We start from the raw sequence: 20,830 nt of genomic DNA on the forward strand, positions 1-20,830 counted from the left end.
GCGGCGCGATATTGATGAAAAAAATCGCAGGACGATAATCTGCGCAGACTTTAAGCTTGGCGATCAGGAGAACGGCATGGCGCGCACCGACAAGATGAAGCTGGGCACTTTTGTCTACACCTTCGGCTTCCATCCGGCCTCCTGGCTTCATCCGGCCAGTGACGTCCACGGCGCCAATGACTTCAGCCACCTCCTCGACGTCGCCAAACGATCCGAAGAAGCCAAATTCGATTTCATGTTCATGGCGGATTCGCCCGCCGCAGCCGTCGGCGATCCGGATGCGCTCGCGCGCATCCCGACCAAGATGAACCGTTTCGAGCCGGTGTCGCTCCTGGCCGCACTCTCCGTCACCACCAAAAATCTCGGCCTCGTCGCCACCCTCTCGACGAGCTATTACGAACCCTACAACGTCGCCCGCCTCTTCGCATCGGTCGATCATTTGAGCGGCGGCCGCGCCTGCTGGAACGTCGTGACCTCCGACCACGACGAGACGGGCTATAATTTCAACCGCGAAGGGCTGGATCCCCACGCGCTGCGCTATGAGCGCGGCAACGAATTCGTCGATGTGGTGTTCGGCCTGTGGGATAGTTTCGAGGAAGGTGCCCTGCTTCTCGACCGGGAAACAGGAGTCTATTACGACAAGACGAAGCATCACACGCTGAACCACAAGGGCAAGCACTTCCAGGTGCGAGGGCCGCTCAACATCGCCCGCACGCCGCAGGGCCGGCCTGTCATAGCACAAGCCGGCGGATCGGAACCCGGCATGGATATGGCGGCGCGCACCGCCGAGATCGTCTTCAGCCTTGCCTCAAACATCGACCGCAATCGCGACTTCTATGCCAATGTCAAACGCCGGATGCCCGCCTATGGCCGCGACCCGGAGGATCTTAAGATCATGCCCGGCGTGGTCATCAATGTCGGGGAAACGCAGGCTGAAGCCGAAGCCAAGGTCAATTATCTCATTGACAAAATGCATCCAGACGTCGGCCGGCTGATGCTGTCGGAATTCCTCGAGGCCGATCTGCGCGGCGTACCGTTGGATCAACCCTTCCCGATGGACCGGCTTCCGGCGGCACCGAAAGGCTCGCGCGCCTTGTTCGACGAACTCGTCGATTTCGTCAAAAGCGGGCGCACGGTTGGTGAGCTTGTCCGCCACTATGCGGAAAAGCATACCGGCAACGGCATTACCGGCACGCCGACGCAGATTGCCGACTTCATGGAGGAATGGTTCGAGACACGCGCCGCGGACGGCTTCATCCTGATGTTCCCGACCCTGCCCTCCAGCCTTGACGATTTCGTCAAGCTTGTCCTACCGGAGCTGCGCCGCCGCGGGCTGTTCCGAGAAGAGTACGAAGGCTCGACGCTTCGTGAAAACCTGGGGCTGTCCATGCCGGCCAACCGGTTTGCGAAGAGCCCGTCAGCCTAGCGGCAGCCGGCTCCCGAGCAGCCCGATCGAAGCGACATCAGCATTGGCAAAGGCAAGACGCAGATAGCGCTCCTGTCCCACGCCGAAATAGCTTCCGGGTATGCTGACGATACCCACCCGCTTTGCCAGTCTCTCGGCCACCTCAGCGGAAGACTGGTCAGCGAAGGGGTGCCGTACGAAGGCGAAATAGGCGCCGATTGCGGCGATGTCCCAACCGGGCAGGTCGGACACCACGGCCTTCAGCGCCCCCGCCCGGCGCGCGATCTCCAGCCGGTTTCCCGCCCGCCAATCGGCAAGCACCGGCAAGGCGGCAGCCACGGCCACCTGGGCGGAGCGCGGGGCGCAGATCTGCATATTGTCCATGATCTTGGCGATCTCGCCCAAAAGCTTAGGCCCTGCCGTCACCGCCCCCAGCCTGTGGCCGGGAATGCAGAACGATTTCGAGAAACTGTAGAGCAGGACGAGCGTATCCTCCCAGCCCGGCTCCGACAGCAGCGCATGTGGCGGGCCATAATCGCCCGGAAGAAAGTCTCGATAGGTCTCATCAAGCACGAGCCAGGCGCCATGTTTCCGGCAAAGCGCAAAAAGATCATGCAGCAATGACGGCGGATAGACGGCCCCGGTCGGATTGTTCGGCGTGACGACCGCAAGCGCCCGGGCACCGGCGGCAAGCGCCCGCTCGGCCGAGACAACATCCGGCAGGAAGCCGCCGACCGCATCGCACTCGACAAGCACGCGCTCGATGCCGAGCATGGACAAGGTCGTCTCATGATTGAAATAGAAGGGATTTGTGAGTGCGATCGCATCACCGGCACCGGCAAGGGCGATGGCGGCACACATGAAGGCCTGATTACAGCCGGATGTGATGTGGATATTGGCAGCCTGGATCGACGCGCCGTAGATGTCGCTCACATGCCGCGCATAGGCTTCGCGCAGCACCGTTTCTCCCTCGATCGGCCCATAGCCCGTCATGGCCTGCGATGCCGCCGCCTCGCCGAGGAGCCGCAGCATCTCGGGATGGGCGGGATAGCCGGGCACGGCCTGCGACAGATCGATCAGCGGCCCGTGAGCGCCGGCATAGTCGCGCGCCCATGCAAAAACGGAGGGGATGGGTGGCGGCGAAAGCCGCGTCACGAAAGGATTGGGGATTGCGGATGGCATGTCGATGGGTTCCTTGGAGGCCGATTGCTACACCGATATCGGTCACGATCTCAACCGATTTGTCGGAGCAAACCGTTCCTCAGCGAATTGCCGGCGATTGTTTTGCCAGATCGAAGATGTTGACGGCTTCGGCATCCGGCCCCTAAAGCTCGGCGACAAGAAGGCTTTCCGCTCGCACGGTCTGTCCGGTACCTGAAACCTAGCTTGGAGCGAATCGTGGCCACCAAAATCCGTCTTCTATTGACGAACGATCCAGCACTGCCGGCACTGGCCGCCCTCATGGAAGAAATGCAGGCGCATTATCAGGTACCCTGTCCGTCGCGGGCCGAAATCATTGCCGGGCTCAAGGCAATGCCACAAGGTGCCGAGATCCTGATCGTGGAGGAGAACGACGCCACCCTGGGCTTCGCCGCCTTCTCCGGGATCTATCCCGGACCTGGCCTGAAACCGGGCATCTTTCTGAAGGAACTCTTCGTAAGCGCCGCGCAACGCAGCCGCGGCTTGGGCCGAGACCTCATGCGCGCGCTCGCCGAGCTGGCACAAGAGCGGGGGCTTGCCCGGATCGACTGGACCGCCGACCCTGAAAACGCAAGGCTCCTCGATTTCTACGACGGGCTCGGCGGCACGCGCAAACCCGATAAGCTGTTCTATCGCCTTGATGGAAAGGCGCTCGAAGAACTGACGATCTGACCGCCAGCCTGTTGCAACGCTGCTCCCTGTCTCAGTCGCGCATGCTCTCGGCTTGCCCCATCAGCCATGCCTCGAACGTCCGCATCGAAGCGCCGGGGGAGATGTCTTCCGGCTTCGCGAACCAGTATCCGTATTCGCTTCGATAGCCGAAGCCATTGGGGCTGATCAGTCGACCTGTCTCCAACTCATCGAGAATGAGGCCGCGCGGTATCAACGCCATCCCCTGTCCGGCAAGGGCCGCGCGGATCACCATGGTGTAATAGCCGAACCGCGTGATGTGATGGACGGCGATATCGGGCTTTCCGTGGCTTTCGGCGAAATGCTGCCAATGCAGCGGCGTCTGCGGATGTTCCAGCATGACACCCTCGGCCAGTTCGTCGATCGTGCCCGGAATGCCATTCTTCTGCCAATAGGATGGCGCGCTGACGATCAGAACCTCGTGCCCGAACAGATATTGCGCAGTCTCTCCCTTGTTCGGTGCAATGAGAAAACGGAATATGCCGTCCGCCGTCTCCGATTGCGTGGGTGACACGAAGGTCGTGAACTGCACGTCAATTTCCGGATGTTGTTCAGCGAATTGAACGAAACGCGGCAGCAGCCAACGATCGCCGAAAATCGGAAGAACCTGCAGGCGCAGCACACTAGGGCCGGGCTTCAGACGCGCAACGCGCAACGCCGCATCTTCCATCGCCTTCAGCGCGGTGCGCGCGTGTTCGATGTAAATCAGACCGATCTCTGTGGGGATCATGCCGCGCGGCGTTCGAGTGAAGACCGGACTGCCGATCAGGTCCTCCAATGCGAGCAACTGCTTGCTGACGGCGCTCTGGGACAGGGATGTGCTCTCTGCGGCGGCACTCGTCGATCCCCTCTCCGCCACGGCAAGCAGAACCTGCAGGGCAGTCATCGAAGGCAAGTGCTGTCGGCCCGATACCATGAGTTCTCCGCAGGAGCGCCGATCATGGCTACATCTCCTCGGCCCATTTCAATAATCCACTGATGAAATTCGAGCTAGTCGGTTTTGTCATAGCGTAGTGAAATAACTTCGCTTGCCGATTAAATCAGCACGTAGGAGCATTGCCAAAAGTTTAAACAAACAGGGGACATCAATGTCTGAGCCCACGCAGCTATGGGGCGGGCGCTTCAAGTCCGGACCGTCCGAGGCCTTGGCCAATCTGTCACGCGCGCCGCTGTCCTATTTCCGCCTTTTCCGGGAGGATATCGCGGGCTCCCGCGCGCATGCTTCCGAACTGAAGCGCGCCGGCGTTCTCGACGAAAGCGAATTCGCAGCGATCCGAGCTGCCCTTGACGACATCGAGACGGATGTCGCCGGCGGTCATCAGCAACCGATCGCGGGCGACGAGGATGTCCATACCTTCCTGGAGCGCCTGCTGATGGCACGCCTCGGCGCGCTCGGCGGGAAGCTTCGCGCCGGACGGTCCCGCAACGACCAGACAGCCAACAACACGCGCCTCTATCTGCGCCGCATGGCGCGCGAGCTCTCGCGGGAGATCATCTCGGTCCAGGAAGCATTGACTGAGCAGGCTTCGCACCATGCCGAGACTGTCATGCCGGGCTTCACCCATCTGCAGCCGGCCCAGCCCATCGTCCTCGGTCACCACCTGATGGCGCACGCCCAGTCCTTGTTGCGCGACCTGCAGCGCTTCGAAGATTGGGACCGTCGCTTCGACCGCTCGCCGCTCGGCGCGGCGGCACTTGCCGGCTCCGGCATCGCCTGCCGTCCCGACCTGTCCGCCATTGAGCTCGGCTATTCGGCCGCCTGCGAAAACTCGATCGACGCCGTCGCCGCCCGCGACCATGTCGCCGAGTTTCTGTTTATCTGCTCGCTGGTCGCGGTCGACCTGTCGCGGCTGGCGGAGGAAATCTGCATCTGGAGCTCCAAGCAGTTCAGCTGGGTGCGGCTGCACGATTCCTATTCCACCGGCTCCTCCATCATGCCGCAGAAGAAGAACCCCGATATCGCCGAATTGACGCGCGGCATGTCCGGCACTCTCATCGGCAACATCACGGGCTTCCTCGCCACCATGAAGGCCATGCCGCTCGCCTATAATCGCGACCTGGCCGAAGACAAGCGCGCGCTGTTCGAAACGATCGACGTTCTCGAATTGATCCTGCCAGCCTTTGCCGGCATGGTCGCAACACTGGAATTCGATGTCGACAAGCTACGTGAGGAGGCTCCCAAGGGCTTCACGCTCGCAACCGAGGTCGCCGACTGGCTGGTCGGCCAGAACGTGCCATTCGCCGAGGCGCATGAGATAACCGGCGCGGTCGTTCGCTATTGCGAGGAACGCGGCCACGATCTTGCCGGGCTCACCGAAGACGACCTGCCGAAGATCGATCCGCGGCTGAACAAGGATATGCTTGCCGCCATCACGCTCGACAAGGCGCTTGCCAGCCGCACCGGTTACGGCGCCACTGCGCCGGTTCGCGTACGCGAACAGATTGCCCGCTTCAAAACGGCAATCACCGCCTGCCGCATCTTTGCCGGAGTGTCTAAAGCCACGCATGGAGAGAACGACCCTCAGGAGCTTCGAAGCCGATGACAGTTGCAAGCGCCAGCCCTTCCCCCACCGATGACAAATACGAGATCGCCCATCTGCGCCTGGTGCCGAAGCGGCATATCGGCCGCATGGTCGCCGCCGCCATCGTCCTCGTCCTGCTCGCGGGGCTGGTGCGTGCTTTCAGCGTCGGCCAGATAGAATGGAGCTACGTTCGCGAGTTTCTGTTCGCGCCAGCCATTCTCGATGGTCTCACGAATACGCTGCTGATGACCGTAGCCGCCATGGCTGTTGGCATCGTGCTCGGCGTCCTCATCGCCATCATGCGCATTTCCGGCAATCCGGTGCTCTCCTACATCGCCATCGGCTATGTCTGGATCTTCCGTGGAGCGCCGGCGCTGCTGCAGCTGATGCTGTGGTTCAACCTGGCGCTGATCTTTCCGACCATGGGCATCCACGGCCTTATCGAATTCCGAACCGTTGACGTGATGACGCCCTTCGTCGCCGCCATGCTTGGCCTCGGCATTTCCCAGGGCGCCTACACCTCCGAGGTCGTCCGAAGCGGGCTGCTCTCCGTCGATAGCGGCCAATACGAGGCCGCCCGGACCATCGGCATGACGCAGATGAAGATGCTACGCCGCATCGTGCTGCCGCAGGCCATGCGCGTGATGGTCCCGCCGATCGGCAATGAAGTGATCGGCATGGTGAAGCTGACATCGCTTGCAAGCGTCATCCAGTATGCCGAAATCCTCCACAACGCCCAGATCATCTACTTTGCCAATACCCGCGTTCTCGAGCTGCTGCTCGTTGCCAGCTTCTGGTATCTCGCCGTTGTCTCCGTCCTGTCGGTTGGCCAGCACTATATCGAGCGTTATTTCGGGCGCGGCTCGAAATCGATCAAAACGTCCATGTGAGGTCGACCATGAAACAGGATATTCTCGTCAAGGCCGTCGACGTCACGAAGAACTACGGCGACTTCTGCGCCCTCGACAAAGTCAGCATGGAGGTCGTGCGCGGCGAGGTCAGCTGTATCATCGGCCCCTCCGGCTCCGGCAAGAGCACGTTTCTGAGATGCATCAACCTTTTGGAGCGGATGGATGGCGGCGCCATCTGGGTCAATGACGAGCTGATCGGCTATCGCCGCGAAGGCAACAATCTGCACCAGATCAGCGATGCGGAAATTTCCCGTCAGCGCCGCCGCATCGGCATGGTCTTCCAGCGCTTCAACCTCTTTCCGCACAAGACCGCGATCGAGAACATCATCGAGGGACCGGTGCATGTCCTCGGACAATCCGTGGAGCAGGCCCGCGAACGAGCCTCCGTCCTTCTGGAACGCGTCGGTCTTGCCGAGAAGGCGAACCATTATCCGTCCGAACTATCAGGCGGCCAGCAGCAGCGCGTCGCCATCGCCCGCGCCATGGGCATGCAGCCGGATCTCATTCTCTTCGACGAGCCCACATCGGCACTCGACCCGGAACTCGTCTCGGAAGTGCTCGACGTCATGAAGGATCTTGCAGCGTCCGGAATGACCATGATCGTCGTCACCCACGAATTGGGCTTTGCCCGCAATGTGGCCAATACCGTCACCTTTATGGAAGCGGGAAAAGTGGTCGAAACAGGCTTGGCATCGGAGGTTCTCAGCACTCCGAAAAGCGCCAGAACGGCGGAGTTCATCAAAGCCGTTCACAGTTGAGAAGAGGAAGCTGGCGGAACAGGAAACCCTCCGGCTTTGCACCAGAGTCAAAATGGGGAACAACATGAACAGGCATCTCGTCATGCTCGCAGCTCTTTGCGTTGCTGCAACCGCAGCCAACGCCGAAGGCCTGCCGGAAAGAATCAAGTCCGCCGGCAAGGTCGTCGTCGCCAACCAGGCGAACTATCCGCCGATGGAATACAAGGATCCGGCCACCAACAAACTCATGGGCCTCGACATCGATCTTGGCCTCGCGCTCGCCAAACAACTCGGCACCACGGTGGAGTGGTCCGATATCGGCTTCGAACAGATGGTCTCTTCCCTGACGACCGGCCGCGTCGACCTCATCCATAGCGGCATGAGCGACCTGCCCACCCGTCGCGACACGCTCGATTTCGTCGACTATATGAAATCCGGCGCGCAGTTCTACACATCCTTTGCCCGCAAGGATGAGTTCAAGAAGCCGACCGACTTCTGCGGCAAGATCGTCGGCATGAGCCGCCGCACCTCCTTCCCGGATGAGACGGCGAAGTGGAGTGCGGCCAACTGCGAAGCCAAGGGGCTGCCGGCCGTCAAGGTTGTCGGTACGGAAGGCTCGGCGGACGCCCGTGCCCAGCTGAAGCAAGGTCGCGTCGATGGCGCGGTGCAGGGTTCCGAAACGCTTCCCTATCTGCTGAGCCTCGAGAAGGACACCTATACCGTTGTCGGCGAGCCCTTTACGGCCGTCTATCAGGGCATCGGCTTTGCCAAGAAGGATACCGAGCTCCGCGATGCCTATGCCGCCGCGCTGAAGGCGCTGATGGCCAGCGGCGAGTACAAGACGATCTTCGCCAAATACGGCCTCGAAGGTGCGATGCTGGACGGAATCTACGTCAACGCTCAAGCCGTAAAGTGACGCCTGGCGTCCGCGGCTCCGGCGTGAAAGCGCCGGGGCCGCAAACCAATGACCCGGTGAAGGCAGCTTCATTCGGGTCCATCATTCCCAAATACGAGAGAGCAGACAATCATGTCCCGCGTTCTTGGCGACGCCCCGATCGACAGACTGGCATCCTTTATTTCGGCACTCCGGTTTGAGGCCCTTCCCGCCGATGTCGTCGAAAAGACCAAAATCCATATTGCCGATACATTTGCCGCCGCTCTCGCCGGCGGCCGCTCGAACGAATTCCGGATCGCGAGGCGTCTTGGCCGAACGCAGGGAAATGCGAGGCTCTGGGGCACCACTGACCGGGTATCCGCCCGCGACGCCGCTCTGATCAACGGTGTTGCGGCGCATGCCTTTGAGCTTGACGATGCCGGGGGATGCGATCACTCGGGCGCCGTCGTCATGCCCGCCGTCATGGCCGCCATTGCTGAAGAATCGCGCGTCGTAACGGGCAAGGAACTGATCGCGGCTGTGGTCGCCGGCTACGATGTCGGTCGGCGGATTCTGGAAGCAGCCGGCGGATATGACAGCCACAACAGCCTCGGCTGGCACTCGACCGGCACCTGCGGCACGCTTGCGGCGGCGGCAGCCGTCGCCAATATCTGCGGCCTCGATGCCTCTACCACGCGCGATGCGATCACCCTTGCGACCAGCTTTTCGTCCGGTCTGTGGGCTTTCATCCACGACGGTTCGCAGGCCAAGAAAATTCATGCCGGCCGTGCGGCCGAAGGCGGCCTGCTTGCCGCGCAGCTGGCCGCGGAGGGCTTTGCCGGACCATCCAAGGTCTTCGATGACGTCTGGGGCGGCTTTTTCCGCTCCTTCAACAAATCGGCCTGCGAGGCGGAGAAGCTCAGCGACGCGCTCGGTGAAAGCTGGAAAGTAAAACGCGCTGTTTTAAAACCCTACGCCTCCTGCCGCGGTGCCCACTCAGCCGTGGATGCGCTGGACGACCTCTTGCAGGAAACGGGCCGCCAGGCCAGCGAGATAACGACGATCGAGCTGCGATTAAGTCCCATGTTGATGGGCATGTGCGGTGCCAAGGAGACCAGCGCGATGGCGCCGACCCAGATGAGCCTGCCCTATGCCCTTGCCGCGCGCTGCGTTTTCGACACGGCAGGGCTCCAGGCCTATTCGGCTGAGCGGCGCTCCGACGCCCGTCTCCGCAGCATCATGGATCGCGTGCGCCTCACTGTGGATGATGGCATGCAGCCGCTCGACGAACCGGTGGTGACGCTGATCTTCATAGATGGTTCCAGCGCTTCGCGGATGGTGCCGCGGGCCACCGGCTCTGCCGAAAGACCGATGCAGCCTGCCGCGGTCGCCGCCAAGTTTCGCGAGCTCACGGCCATGGCCATGGAGCCGGAACAGGCCGATCGGCTTTGGGCCGCGATCGCCGACCTTGAAAACCTGAATGACTGCCGCAGGCTCGAAACCCTGCTGGCGGGCAACGCGGACAACCGCCCCGTCTTTTGCTGAGGATACAGCCGTGACCTATGACCTGACCCCGCGCCCGCTCAACCCTGCTGACAAGGCCCCGGCGATGACCTGGCCGAACGGTGCCCGAAGCGCCCTGTTCATCGGCTTTGACGTCGATGCGGAAACCGCATGGATCGGCAACAATCCGTCCAATATCGACCGCATGGTCACCACCTCCCACGGCGGCTATGATGCACGCGTCGGGATAGGCAAGATTCTTGAGCTGATGGAGGAACTGTCCCTGAAGGCGACCTTCTTCACGCCGGGATGGACGGCGCTCGCCCATGCCGAGGTCTGCGAGGGCATTCTGAAAGCCGGACACGAGATCGGACATCACGGCTATCTGCACAAGATGCCGGATCGCGAAAAACTGGACGAGACATTCGAGGAGATCGATCGCGGCTTCGAGGCGCTGGAAAAGATTTTCGGCATCCGCCCTGTCGGCTACCGTGCCCCTTCGGGCGAGAATTTCCCGGAACTGCTGGCCTACCTTGCCAAATCCGGCATCCGCTATTCGAGCTCGTTCCGCGACGATATCCTGCCCTACCGGCATCGGTCCGCAGGCGATCGGCCGGGCGTGGTCGAGATCCCCGTCAACTTCGCTTTCGACGATTGGAACTTCGGCATGTCGAGCCGCACCAGTCCGCGGCCACTTTTCGGGCGGGACACGGTGCTCCCGCTCTGGATCGAGGAATTCGAGGCAACCCATGCGTGGGGCGGGGTGACGACGCTTGTCCTGCATCCGCAGGTCTCCGGCCGGCCGATGCGCTGGCACATATTGCGCGACTTCCTGCGCCACGTGCAGTCGAAGGACGACGTCTGGATCGCGACCGGAGCGCAGATCACGGATCATTTTGAAACGCTGGAAAAAGAGCGCAAAGCTTCTTCAGTTTGAGACGAGGGGTGATACGACATGGCATTCGACCACGAAAAACTGCAGCAGCTGCGTGAAAAATTTGGCGAGGGACATGGTGGCAACATCCATGATCCGGAATTCCAAGCCGTGGCCAACAAGATCTTTTCGGCAAGCGGTACTCGCGCTGCGCCCTTTAGCGGCATTCCGACCCTCCTCGATGCCACCTACCGGCCTATTGACGCCGAAAATCCAGACTTCGGCGATCTCGACATTGCCTTGATCGGGGTTCCGATGGATCTCGGTGTCACCAATCGCCCCGGTTCTCGTTTCGGGCCGCGGGCGCTGCGCGCCATCGAGCGTGTCGGACCCTACAATCACGTGCTGAAATGCGCGCCCCTCTTCGAAACGAAGGTCGCCGATATCGGTGATGTCCCATTCCGCAGCCGCTATCGCCTCGAGCTCAGCCATGAGGATATCGAACGTCGCTTCGGGCAGATCGTTGCTGCCGGCGTCATCCCGCTGGCGGTCGGCGGCGATCATTCGATCACGCACCCGATCCTCAAGGCCGTCGGCAAGGAGCGCCCTGTCGGCCTGATCCATATCGACGCGCATTGCGATACGGGCGGTGCCTATGACCTCACCAAGTTCCATCACGGCGGACCGTTCAGGAATGCGGTGCTGGATGGAGTTCTCGATCCCACGCGCACCATTCAGATCGGTATCCGTGGCGCGGCGGAGTATCTCTGGGAGTTCTCCTACGAATCCGGAATGACCGTCATCCATGCTGAAGACATTAGCCGGATGGGCATCGATGCCATCATCGAAAAAGCGCGCGCGGTCGTGGGAGATGGCCCAACCTATCTTTCCTTCGATGTCGACAGTCTCGATCCCGCTTTCGCACCCGGCACAGGGACGCCGGAAATCGGCGGCCTGACCAGCCGCGAGGTGCTTGCAATCCTCCATGGACTGAAGGGCATCGATTTCGTCGGCGGCGATGTGGTGGAGGTCGCGCCGCAATATGACGCGACAACGAATACCGCTCATGTTGCGGCACAGATGCTCTTCGAAATCCTCAGCCTGATCCGCTTCAGCCCGTCCCTGAAGCCCTAGCGCATCCCGTCGGCCGCGCGCCCAGCGCGGCCGATCACCACAGGATGAGGGCCTGAACCTCACCCGCCGGAAATGAAAGGATTTTCTCCAATGACGCTGGACATGAAGGCGGGCGTATCCGGAGAGCAGATACGGCCTGACAGGCTTGCGGAAGCGCTTGAACGTCTGAAGGAGACGGTCGGGCCTTCCGGCTGGAGCACCCATCCCGGCCTTCTCGAACCGCATGTCGTCGATTGGACGGGCGTGATGCGCGGCAGTTCGCCCCTGCTGCTGAAGCCGGCACGGACGGAGGAAGTCGCCACCATCGTCTCGATTTGCCGGGAATATGGGCTGAAGATCGTGCCGCAAGGCGGAAATACATCCCTGGTTGGCGGCGCGGTGCCGAGCGGAAAGGGTGTCGAGATCCTGGTCAATCTCGCCCGCATGAACAAGGTGCGGGCTGTCGACACCATCAACGATACAATGACTGTCGATGCGGGATGCCTTCTCGCGTCGATCCAGGCGGAGGCAGAGAAAAACGAACGTCTCTTCCCGCTACGTCTTGCCTCCGAGGGCAATTGCCAGATCGGCGGCAACCTCGCCTCCAATGCGGGCGGTAGCAATGTCCTGCGCTACGGAAACACAAGGGATCTCGTTCTCGGGCTCGAAGTGGTTCTCGCGGATGGCCGCATCTGGAACGGCATGCGCGGCCTTCGCAAGGACAATATGGGCTATGATCTCAAGCAACTGTTCATCGGCAGCGAAGGCACCCTTGGGATCATTACGGGCGCCGTGCTGAAACTCTTTGCAAGGCCCGCCTCCGTGGCGACGGCGGTGTGCGCCGTGCCATCCGTCAAGGCAGCGCTGGATTTGCTTGCGCTTTGCAAGCAGCGAACCGGCGGGCAGGTCACCGCTTTCGAGCTTATGCCGGGAACCGGCCTCGAACTTGTCCTCAAGCATTTCCCAGCCTGCCGGCTCCCCTTGGAAAGGCTTTGCGAATGGCAGGTGCTGATCGAATTTTCCTCGAGCGACGAAACCGCCTCGCAGCAGGAAAGGATGACGGCCGTGCTTGCCGAGGCTTATGAGGCCGGCTTGGTCAGCGACGCCGTTGTTTCCGCTTCTCTCAGCCAAAGCAGAAGTTTCTGGGCGCTGCGCGAAGGATTGGCCGAAGCCGACATGATGGAGGGACCGACGATCCAGGGCGATATCGCTGTTCCGATCTCGTCGATACCGGATTTCCTCGAGATCTGCTCTGCGGCGATTTCCCAGGCCGTCAAGGGAGCCCGCATCATTGCTTTCGGCCACCTCGGCGATGGAAACATCCACTTCGGCATCATCCAGCCTGCTGACGTTTTGCCCAAGGATTTCCTGGCCAGATCGGATGAGATCCACGGCATCATCAACCACAACACCCTGCGCTTCGGCGGAACCGTTTCAGCCGAACACGGGCTCGGTACGCTCAAGGCAGGTGCGGTGCTCAAATATCGCGGCGAGGTCGAGCAGGACCTCATGCTTGCGATCAAGCACAGTCTCGATCCCTCAGGCATGATGAACCCTGGCAAGGTGCTGGAAGCGGGCCGTCGTCAGCTGCAGGAATAACGTCCACTCTGGTTGCTCGGCGCCACCAGAGTCTCGCCATGTATTCGAAGAATACCGCCATCCATTGCCGCAGCGCCTCCTTCGGTGGAAGACTTTCAGCCAACTCAGTTGCGGCTTTGGCGAGCTGTTCGGTCTCGTTGCGGTAGATATCACCGATCGAGGCATCGCGGGTGTGGAAGTGGCGATAGAGCGTGCCGATGCCGACGCCCGCGAGGCTGATCAACCCGGTGCGCGAAGGCGTGCGATCTCCTACGCGCTCGATTGCGAGCATGCGAAAGCGCTCCGGGCAAAAAGCGAGGAAATGGTCCACGAAGGTTTTGCGGTTCAATACGCTTAACAGGAGTGAGCGCGTCACAGCTATAATCCGCGACTGACAAAATGCTCGCTGGCATAGGCCGTCCGAGGCAGGCCTGTGCTCGTCGCCTCGCCGCGGACTTCGCCTTCCATCTCGAAGGCGAAGTCCGCGAGCATCAGGTTCGAGATGTCGATCAAGGCCTGCATCTCTGTCACCTCGCAACGGCGCCTTCGCACCGGTCGCGCGACCTACCCCTCGAAGCGACTCGCGGCGTCACGATCGCGGTCGTATCGTCTCGTGAGCGGAAACGGCGGCAACCAGGATTCGCGACGGACGGTCCAGAGTTCGTAGGTTGGTTTCAGCTGGTCAGGGGCATCCAGCGATCCCAGGTTCACTTCGATTTCGTCCGCAGTGCGGGCGAAAACGGGCGAGCCGCAGCGCGGACAGAAAAAACGCCCGGCGTAGTCGCGTGTTTCGCCTGCGATCGTCACCGAATCCTGAGGAAATATCGCGGAAGCGTGAAAAAGGGCGCCGTGATGCTTGCGGCAGTCGAGACAGTGGCAGACGCCGACCCGGTATGGGCGTCCCGACGCCACAATTCGAACGTCGCCACACAGGCAACCGCCGGTGAATCGGTCCATGCTGTGCCTCCTCTAAAAACAAGCAGGCAGAATGTTTACGACGAACAGCACGGTCATCGCAATTACTGCAGCGCCCATCGCCGCCATTCCCGCTATCGATCCGGACAAGTCTTTGCTCGGCGAACCCGATGCGGCACCGGCCCAATCTGCCAAACGCAGGCAATAACAACGAAGGGAACGAATTGATGATCAATAGGTAGAAAAGTCGGGCTTGCCGCAATCCTTTGCCGGAACCCGCTCGGTCGCTTCTTCCCGGAAGACACGGTCAAAAGCCGAGGTTTCACTGTCCCAATCTCTGCTCCGCCGTCCGGCGGAGCATTGTTCTTTCGAAACAGCAACGCCAAGATCGTTTGCCAGCGCCTCATCTCAACGATTCGATTCAAGGGACTTCACAAAGAGCTTCCCGAACACTAGAACGACATTGGTCCAAAGTTGACCAGCTGACCGATGAAAGAATTCGCCGGCATTGTTTCCTAAACCTGTCGGCCAGGAAATATCCAACTCGCCGTACCAAGAGGTCGGTCGATGGCGACAGGCACGAATGACCGCCGCCAGAGAGCAAGGTAGAATCCATGCGTACACCAAGACGGCCAGGCAGTCCGCTCGAAGCGGCTGAGGCGCTCTTCAAGCCAGTCAAAAAAGCGCCTGCTCCCGCGGTCGAACGGGGGCCGCTGCCGAATATCAAAGAGCTCGTCTCCCTGAAGCTCGACAGCGAAGTCCTGGCTTATTTCCAGGCGGACGGCGCTGGCTGGCAGGACCGGATCAACGATACCCTGCGCGCCGCCATGAAGATGAAAGACTAGGCCGCTCGGCGCTCACCAGGCTAGTGCGGCGCAAGACACTGTGGTCATCCGCTGCGACAGATCGCCGACATCAGCATCGCCAGCTGCGGCGGGTCGGCGGGCGGTCTATCGGTTAACTTGGCGAGGGCGTCTAGCGCATCGGGTCGCTCTCTCCTCCACTCCCCCAGGGAAGGCCTTTCTGGGAAAGGCGGCATACATGGCTATCAGCCTTCGAACGCATGTCGAGTGGGGCAGGCAAGTGGACGAATTCGCGGGCGCCTCAATCTGGGTGCTTCCGAATCCAAGCGGACTCAACAGGGCCTTCGACCTGGCGAGATTGACGGAACACTATCGCGAGATGAAATCGGCAGTGGCCGGCACAGCGCCCCCATCGGTGATGGCTGACCCAAACAAGCAACCGATCGTTGCCCGACATTTCCCGCAGACGACACCTACAGCGCTGGACGCCGGGCACCCGCCTCAGTTCGGTTTACCCGACGAAGTTGCCCGGTCATGATGATCCTGCGCTTGCCCATCCGAGGCCACGACCCTCGTCCGGTTCAAAGCTCTCGCCTTGAGGAAACTTGAACCATCGGCCCATACAGTCGAATATCGTTTTGGACCGCATGCGACCTGCGAAACACCGATCGGTAATGACGCATGTTCACGACGAGTATGGTCAATTGCGCACCGACAGCTGACATTTCTTGAGTTGGTCGCTCCGCAGAGATACTATGCACCAACCAGATATACGAACACCGGTCGCGCATTTTTGGGAAACACTCGACTTTTTTGTGGTAAGTGCGCCCGAGAGTAATAGCGATGGAGACATTTCGCACCCATGATTGAACTAACACCGTCCCAGATCGCAGGGTTGAAACTTGCCCAGCAAGGAGACCTTTATCCCCAGTCTGCGAAGAAGTGGACGCACCAGAACGCGACCGTGACATATGCAAAGACCGATCGTTGGAAAGAACGACCGCAGAAAATCAAATTCATAAGCGCCAAAACATTGGAAGAGTTGAGGGAGCCCGGCTTTCTCGAGCGTCTCCACTTTAACGACGATGCCGAAAAGGACGTGTACGCCATAACCATGGCCGGCAAGATATGGCTTCTGAAGAACAAGTAGAGCCAGGGGGCCATAGGCCGAGCATGATTGTCGCCGTGCCCGTCGACTGCACCCATATCCTGTCGAGATAGACCCGGCACCACCGAACGAGCGAAGCTGATGATATCGTGTCGATAACAGCTCGTTCAGGTGGTTTGGAGGCAATGTGAAATCGAAATCGTGAACGAGTGTTCGCAAGAGCAGACGTTCACCGTGGACTCCATCGATAGTCTTCAACCCTATTTTACACTTTTGAAGATGACGATGTCACCGGAAGAAATGTGACGTTTGTTAAGGCGACTCCGCCCATTGTGCTCGCGCTCCCTCGCATGCGCTGTCCATGAGCAATATTTCGTCACAGGATTCAATATTGAAAAGCCGCAGTTCAAACGTAGAGGCTTCACACCGGCATCGACTTTGATGCCGGTGCATATTTTAACCCTGCTGGAAAGATCATAATGATGGCTGACTCGAGATTCTTTGAAAAACGCGGGCCTTTCGATCTGGCGACGGTAGCATCGTGCGCGCGCGGCTCGGCGATTTCAAAAGATCTCGTGCTAACCGGTGTGGCCACTCTTCAGACAGCTGGTCCCTCCGACATCAGCTTCCTGGACAACCGCCGTTATCTGGCTTTCCTTGGCAAATCTCTGGCAGGCGCGATTATCGTGCATCCGGATTTGCAATCCGATCTGCCGCCTTCTGCCGCGGCTATTGTGACTATTGAGCCTTACGCTGCGTGGGCGCGTGTTTGCGCACTCTTTCATCCTGAATCGCTTGTATCCCCAGGGGTTCATCCATCCGCCATCATCGAGGAAGGCGCTTCAATAGATCCCTCCTGTGAGGTGGGACCGAATGTCGTCATCAGCAGCGGCGTCGTCATCGGTGCCGGCTGCGTGATCGGCGCCGGATCTGTGATTGGTCGAGCCGTCGTCATCGGACGAGATTGCAAGATTGGGGCTCAAACTACCGTGAGCCATGCAATCATAGGCTCTCGTGTCGAGCTTTTTCCCGGCGTCAGAATAGGCCAGGAAGGCTTCGGCTTTGCTGCGACAGCAGAGGGTTTTCTGGGCGTGGCCCAGCTCGGGCTCGTGGTCATCGAAGATGATGTCAAGATCGGTGCAAACACCACCATCGATCGCGGATCAGCGCGAGACACGGTCATAGGGGCGGGTACTCGCATAGATAATCTCGTTCAAATTGGTCATAACGTTGTTCTCGGCCGCCAATGCGTCGTCGTTGCGCAGGTGGGTATCGCTGGCTCCACCACCGTGGGCGATTTCGCGAAAATCGGCGGACAAGCGGCAATTGCCGGTCACCTGAACATCGGCCGCGCCGTGCAGATCGGCGCACAGGCGGGCGTAATTTCCGACGTCGAGGAGGGAGCGGTCCTGCTTGGAAGCCCCGCTCAGCCAAAACGGGATTTCTTGCGCCAAGTTATCACGTTAAGAAATATCGAGCGCCAGGCCGGGCTTGGCGTTCAGCCTGATGGTCGGACCGGCCAGGGAAACCGCGCGGTATAACCAGCGAAGGTCTTTCAGAGGAAAGTCTAGCCGCCGTCGATATTTAGCACCTGGCCGGTAATGTGGGGCCTCGGCCCCGAGCAAAACGCGATAACGTCCTTTTGGCCATACACAATCTACCTCATTCCCTTACCAGATGTTGTCCTCATCATCCTGGGCCTCGGGAGGCTGAGGCATGATGAAACAACCAAGAATGATGGTCGCCATGAAGGCAAGAAACAGAAGCACGCGGTCCCCTCCGATCTCATCGGAATGCAGCAGGCCTTGAAAGGTCAAGCACGCTTTATCGTCGCTTGGCTCATTGCTTTTAGGTGCTGGAGACCTCGATACAGCAGTTCGATTATCGAGCTTCCTGGAGGCAGGAACCCGGCCGGAACGTTACCGTGTGTTACGGATTATAGATTCTTGCAAACGAAGGATTGTGTTGGTCGCGGACTGCAAAGCGGAGTTCTCCGGCACAGTGTAAACGGCCAGCTCACTTCATCTCGCAATAGCAAGAGGCGTCGCCGATAGGATGCGCTGCGGTCGAACTGTTCAACACAGGTTGAGCAATTCTCCTCTCTGATGTATCCAAAAGGGGGTTTTGAGGGGAGAAAAGTATGAAAAAATCTATCTCGATACTGGCATGCGTCATATTAGCATCGTGTCATTCACTTAGACCTACCCCCGAAGCGCCTCCCTCCATCGTACGTCCATTGACGCCGGAGGAAACCAGCGCCGTTCAAAACGGATTTCAAAAATCGCTCTCGTTGAAGCAGGTGGCAGTTAACAGCGGGAGAGCCCGCTCATCGTCCGGCGGAGCGACATATGCCTGCGGCACAGCGAACCTCGGCAAAGACAGCCCGAATGCCCCATACATCGGCACGCTCGTGCAAAGTCAGTTTGGTGGCCAGAACGTCACCATCTTCAACCTGATGGCCTATGGGCAGACGGATGAGTTGGCGGCGCAAGTGCGTGATCGCTGCAAAGCCAACGGCATTGATACTTAAGAACGCCAGCCAGCAATGATGGCCTTGTCTTGAGCGGCTGTCCCAATTTCCACGTTGAGTTTCGGCCCTCACACAATCGGCCTGCCCATTGTAAGCCATGGGCGACCTCTCGCGCTCGACTCTCGCTGTGGATTCGAAGACGATCATCGGGAACTTGGGGGAGGATGGCACCTTGAAGCTTGTGACGCTGACGGCGGTTCTACTGACCTTGATGGCAGGTTCATCACTTGCATCCGGCACCGTTTACTATGGCTCCCGTGCCGGGATGGAAGTCACCATCGTCAGCATGTCGGGTCTGGACACTTCTCATGCCGAAATCCGGACGAAGCATACGCGCGCAAATGCAATCGCCTTCTGTCGTCAGTACGTTCAGAAAGTTACTCCGGACTGCATCAGGCAAGAGCTGTCGATGCCGTTGAGCGATGTAATCGAGGCCGATTGTAAGACCGGGATTTTCACAGATTTCGCTGGCGACCGATATCAATTCCGCGGTCGCAACCCTGCCCCCGACAGCATGGCGAAGTATCGGCTGGTGAACCTGCAGACCAATGACGATGCGGACGGCTCATCTGCCTCTGGCTACCCGACAAATATGGGGATCTTCCGCGCTCTGTGCCCAAGGACCGCCCCGGCCGACTATTGAAGCGCAGGCGTGACGATCCTGCGGGTGACGTTGCTTCCGGCGTCACGAGCCCTCTTGCCAAGTTAACAGCCCACGGCAAGCCGGGCACAATCACCTGCGAGATTGCCGGCAATTCCAGCAATGCAAAGCAATCATCGACTGCCCGATGCCCATCGTGAAAATACCTAGACTGACTGACCGGAGAGCCGAGTTTGGTGCTTCGTACCTCGTGGCGCTCCGATCGATCTCGGACACCGAGCGCGCCCGGTCTTTGCCGGCAAAGACATGCCATAGGGCTCACATTCCATCACCCGAATCGGCGCAATTTCCGCTCCAAACGGCTGCATCGAGAGTTAAAATCAGTATAAATAGTAACGTAGACTTATCATTTGGCTACTAACATTCCAGTGTATATATACATTACGTACGTTTATTTAGTATTTCCGGTGCATATAGTTAGATAGACTCAACCATTACAGAGTATAAGTGATGTATTTTTGCATCTATGACAATTTTATGTCTGAAAATACACGGCGCGGCGAAACTATTGTGTTCCGATGCCATATCCATCTCGCTACCGTGTGCGTGGGGGGCCGTTGGCTTCCACTTAGAGGGAACAGCCTGATCAATGAACGTAGCGGGTGGTCGCCGGCGTCGTTCCGATCAGGCATATCGATTGGAGACAAAATGAATATCAAGAGCCTTCTTCTCGGCTCCGCTGCTGCACTGGCAGTAGTTTCCGGTGCTCATGCGGCCGACGCTGTCGTCGCTGCTGAACCGGAGCCGCTTGAGTACGTCCGTATCTGCGACGCTTACGGCGCCGGCTACTTCTTCATCCCGGGCACCGAAACCTGCCTCAAGATCGGCGGCAAGGTTCGTACCGAAGGTCAGTGGTACGATGCCTACAACCCGAACAGCCGTTTCGGCACGCTCTGGCACACCCGCGCTGAACTGCAGCTGCAGACGGCAACGGACACCGAGTATGGTCCGCTGAAGACCAACACCGAACTGCGTTGGGACTGGGCCAACGGCGGCTCGACGTCCACCAACCTGCTGCATGCCAGCATCAGCCTCGGTGGCTTCACCATTGGTAAGGAAGACTCGCAGTTCAACGTCTTCACCGGTTATGCCGGCGACGTCATCAACGACGACGTGGTTTATGACGGTCCGTACGAGCTGAACCAGATCACCTACAACTACGATGCAGGCAACGGCTTCACGGCTGTGATCTCCGTCGAAGATACCAATTCCGGTACGGGCGCTACTGGCGCTAACGGCGAAGACAGCTCCGACCATTACGCTCCCGACGTTGTTGCCGGTGCCGGCTTCAAGTCTGGCGCATGGGGCTTCAAGGTCGTTGGCGGCTATGACTCGATCGTCGAAGAAGGCGCCATCAAGGCTCGTGTCGATGCTGACTTCGGTGTCTTCTCGGCCTTCTTGATGGG

24 protein-coding genes and 1 pseudogene are annotated in these 20,830 nt (G+C 59.6%); 19 read left to right on the forward strand and 6 right to left on the reverse strand.

Going from position 1 to position 20,830, the window contains the following annotated elements:
• Nucleotides 1-76: 76 nt before the first annotated feature.
• On the forward strand, nt 77-1,426 hold the full coding sequence (locus GA0061101_RS36265) for an LLM class flavin-dependent oxidoreductase (protein WP_047552557.1): 1,350 nt from the start codon (nt 77-79) through the stop codon (nt 1,424-1,426).
• Here GA0061101_RS36265 and GA0061101_RS36270 read toward each other — a convergent pair.
• The gene (locus GA0061101_RS36270) at nt 1,418-2,587 is read right to left on the reverse strand and encodes an aminotransferase (RefSeq protein WP_092577329.1); all 1,170 of its coding nucleotides are present in this window, start codon (nt 2,585-2,587) and stop codon (nt 1,418-1,420) included. The two genes, GA0061101_RS36265 and GA0061101_RS36270, sit on opposite strands and share 9 nt — an antisense overlap.
• Nucleotides 2,588-2,591: 4 nt before the next feature.
• On the opposite strand from GA0061101_RS36270, the gene GA0061101_RS36275 reads away from it, so the two are divergent.
• Entirely contained in the window at nt 2,592-2,783 is a 192-nt protein-coding gene (locus tag GA0061101_RS36275; protein ID WP_141694166.1) for a hypothetical protein, read from the forward strand.
• A gap of 83 nt (nt 2,784-2,866) precedes the next feature.
• Complete coding sequence (locus GA0061101_RS36280) at nt 2,867-3,277, forward strand: GNAT family N-acetyltransferase (RefSeq protein ID WP_080760442.1); 411 nt, start codon at nt 2,867-2,869, stop codon at nt 3,275-3,277.
• A gap of 31 nt (nt 3,278-3,308) precedes the next feature.
• Here GA0061101_RS36280 and GA0061101_RS36285 read toward each other — a convergent pair whose 3' ends face one another.
• Nucleotides 3,309-4,211 (reverse strand): LysR substrate-binding domain-containing protein, encoded by a 903-nt coding sequence (locus tag GA0061101_RS36285; RefSeq protein ID WP_037197003.1) that lies wholly within the window; start codon nt 4,209-4,211, stop codon nt 3,309-3,311.
• 172 nt (nt 4,212-4,383) lie between these two features.
• On the opposite strand from GA0061101_RS36285, the gene argH reads away from it, so the two are divergent.
• The 8 genes from argH (at nt 4,384) to GA0061101_RS36325 (ending at nt 13,428) form a co-directional block, all read left to right on the forward strand.
• Entirely contained in the window at nt 4,384-5,838 is a 1,455-nt protein-coding gene (argH, locus tag GA0061101_RS36290; protein WP_051963490.1) for an argininosuccinate lyase, read from the forward strand.
• Complete coding sequence (locus tag GA0061101_RS36295; RefSeq protein ID WP_037197004.1) at nt 5,835-6,707, forward strand: amino acid ABC transporter permease; 873 nt, start codon at nt 5,835-5,837, stop codon at nt 6,705-6,707. Before argH ends, GA0061101_RS36295 begins: the two co-directional genes overlap by 4 nt.
• Before the next feature lie 8 nt (nt 6,708-6,715).
• Nucleotides 6,716-7,486: an amino acid ABC transporter ATP-binding protein gene (locus GA0061101_RS36300; RefSeq protein ID WP_037197005.1), complete on the forward strand. Its 771-nt coding sequence runs from the start codon at nt 6,716-6,718 to the stop codon at nt 7,484-7,486.
• Nucleotides 7,487-7,538: 52 nt separating this feature from the next.
• Entirely contained in the window at nt 7,539-8,381 is an 843-nt protein-coding gene (locus GA0061101_RS36305) for an ABC transporter substrate-binding protein (RefSeq protein ID WP_092577332.1), read from the forward strand.
• 111 nt (nt 8,382-8,492) lie between these two features.
• A complete protein-coding gene (locus GA0061101_RS36310; protein WP_037197006.1) occupies nt 8,493-9,884 on the forward strand; it encodes an MmgE/PrpD family protein in 1,392 nt (463 codons plus the stop codon).
• Between the two features lie 10 nt (nt 9,885-9,894).
• Nucleotides 9,895-10,779, forward strand: a complete 885-nt coding sequence (locus tag GA0061101_RS36315; RefSeq protein ID WP_037197007.1) for a polysaccharide deacetylase family protein — start codon at nt 9,895-9,897, stop codon at nt 10,777-10,779.
• A gap of 18 nt (nt 10,780-10,797) precedes the next feature.
• Nucleotides 10,798-11,850, forward strand: a complete 1,053-nt coding sequence (gene speB, locus GA0061101_RS36320; RefSeq protein WP_037197008.1) for an agmatinase — start codon at nt 10,798-10,800, stop codon at nt 11,848-11,850.
• A 90-nt stretch (nt 11,851-11,940) separates the two neighbouring features.
• Nucleotides 11,941-13,428: an FAD-binding oxidoreductase gene (locus GA0061101_RS36325; RefSeq protein WP_244655274.1), complete on the forward strand. Its 1,488-nt coding sequence runs from the start codon at nt 11,941-11,943 to the stop codon at nt 13,426-13,428.
• Here the strand turns inward: GA0061101_RS36325 and GA0061101_RS41230 are convergent.
• Genes GA0061101_RS41230 through GA0061101_RS36335 form a run of 3 tightly spaced genes read right to left on the reverse strand, consistent with a single transcriptional unit; the run spans nt 13,349 to nt 14,364 of the window.
• The gene (locus GA0061101_RS41230; protein WP_141694167.1) at nt 13,349-13,783 is read right to left on the reverse strand and encodes a TetR/AcrR family transcriptional regulator; all 435 of its coding nucleotides are present in this window, start codon (nt 13,781-13,783) and stop codon (nt 13,349-13,351) included. The genes GA0061101_RS36325 and GA0061101_RS41230 overlap by 80 nt on opposite strands.
• Before the next feature lie 2 nt (nt 13,784-13,785).
• Nucleotides 13,786-13,929 (reverse strand): hypothetical protein, encoded by a 144-nt coding sequence (locus GA0061101_RS39720; protein WP_156143639.1) that lies wholly within the window; start codon nt 13,927-13,929, stop codon nt 13,786-13,788.
• 42 nt (nt 13,930-13,971) lie between these two features.
• The gene (locus tag GA0061101_RS36335; protein ID WP_037197010.1) at nt 13,972-14,364 is read right to left on the reverse strand and encodes a GFA family protein; all 393 of its coding nucleotides are present in this window, start codon (nt 14,362-14,364) and stop codon (nt 13,972-13,974) included.
• Nucleotides 14,365-14,395: 31 nt separating this feature from the next.
• Here GA0061101_RS36335 and GA0061101_RS40855 point away from each other — a divergent pair, with 31 nt between their 5' ends.
• From GA0061101_RS40855 to lpxD, 5 genes and pseudogenes are all read left to right on the forward strand, one after another.
• Nucleotides 14,396-14,530 (forward strand): hypothetical protein, encoded by a 135-nt coding sequence (locus tag GA0061101_RS40855; protein WP_280518149.1) that lies wholly within the window; start codon nt 14,396-14,398, stop codon nt 14,528-14,530.
• 406 nt (nt 14,531-14,936) lie between these two features.
• Nucleotides 14,937-15,167, forward strand: a complete 231-nt coding sequence (locus tag GA0061101_RS36340) for a BrnA antitoxin family protein (RefSeq protein ID WP_037197011.1) — start codon at nt 14,937-14,939, stop codon at nt 15,165-15,167.
• Nucleotides 15,168-15,327: 160 nt separating this feature from the next.
• Nucleotides 15,328-15,510, forward strand: a pseudogene (locus GA0061101_RS41235) (uracil-DNA glycosylase family protein); the annotation flags it as partial.
• 477 nt (nt 15,511-15,987) lie between these two features.
• Nucleotides 15,988-16,275, forward strand: coding sequence for a hypothetical protein (locus GA0061101_RS36350; protein WP_037197012.1), 288 nt, complete (start codon nt 15,988-15,990; stop codon nt 16,273-16,275).
• 437 nt (nt 16,276-16,712) lie between these two features.
• The gene (lpxD, locus tag GA0061101_RS36355; protein ID WP_051963493.1) at nt 16,713-17,774 is read left to right on the forward strand and encodes a UDP-3-O-(3-hydroxymyristoyl)glucosamine N-acyltransferase; all 1,062 of its coding nucleotides are present in this window, start codon (nt 16,713-16,715) and stop codon (nt 17,772-17,774) included.
• Nucleotides 17,775-17,903: 129 nt separating this feature from the next.
• Here the strand turns inward: lpxD and GA0061101_RS39725 are convergent, their stop codons facing one another.
• Nucleotides 17,904-18,050 (reverse strand): hypothetical protein, encoded by a 147-nt coding sequence (locus tag GA0061101_RS39725; RefSeq protein WP_156143640.1) that lies wholly within the window; start codon nt 18,048-18,050, stop codon nt 17,904-17,906.
• Between the two features lie 323 nt (nt 18,051-18,373).
• On the opposite strand from GA0061101_RS39725, the gene GA0061101_RS36360 reads away from it, so the two are divergent.
• From GA0061101_RS36360 to GA0061101_RS36370, 3 genes are all read left to right on the forward strand, one after another.
• On the forward strand, nt 18,374-18,763 hold the full coding sequence (locus GA0061101_RS36360) for a hypothetical protein (RefSeq protein ID WP_141694168.1): 390 nt from the start codon (nt 18,374-18,376) through the stop codon (nt 18,761-18,763).
• A gap of 181 nt (nt 18,764-18,944) precedes the next feature.
• Nucleotides 18,945-19,406, forward strand: a complete 462-nt coding sequence (locus GA0061101_RS36365; RefSeq protein WP_245297652.1) for a hypothetical protein — start codon at nt 18,945-18,947, stop codon at nt 19,404-19,406.
• Between the two features lie 666 nt (nt 19,407-20,072).
• A partial coding sequence (locus GA0061101_RS36370) for a porin (protein ID WP_092577335.1) occupies nt 20,073-20,830 on the forward strand: 758 nt, incomplete at its 3' end.

Source organism: Martinezella lusitana (genome assembly GCF_900094565.1).
Taxonomy (GTDB): domain Bacteria; phylum Pseudomonadota; class Alphaproteobacteria; order Rhizobiales; family Rhizobiaceae; genus Rhizobium; species Rhizobium lusitanum.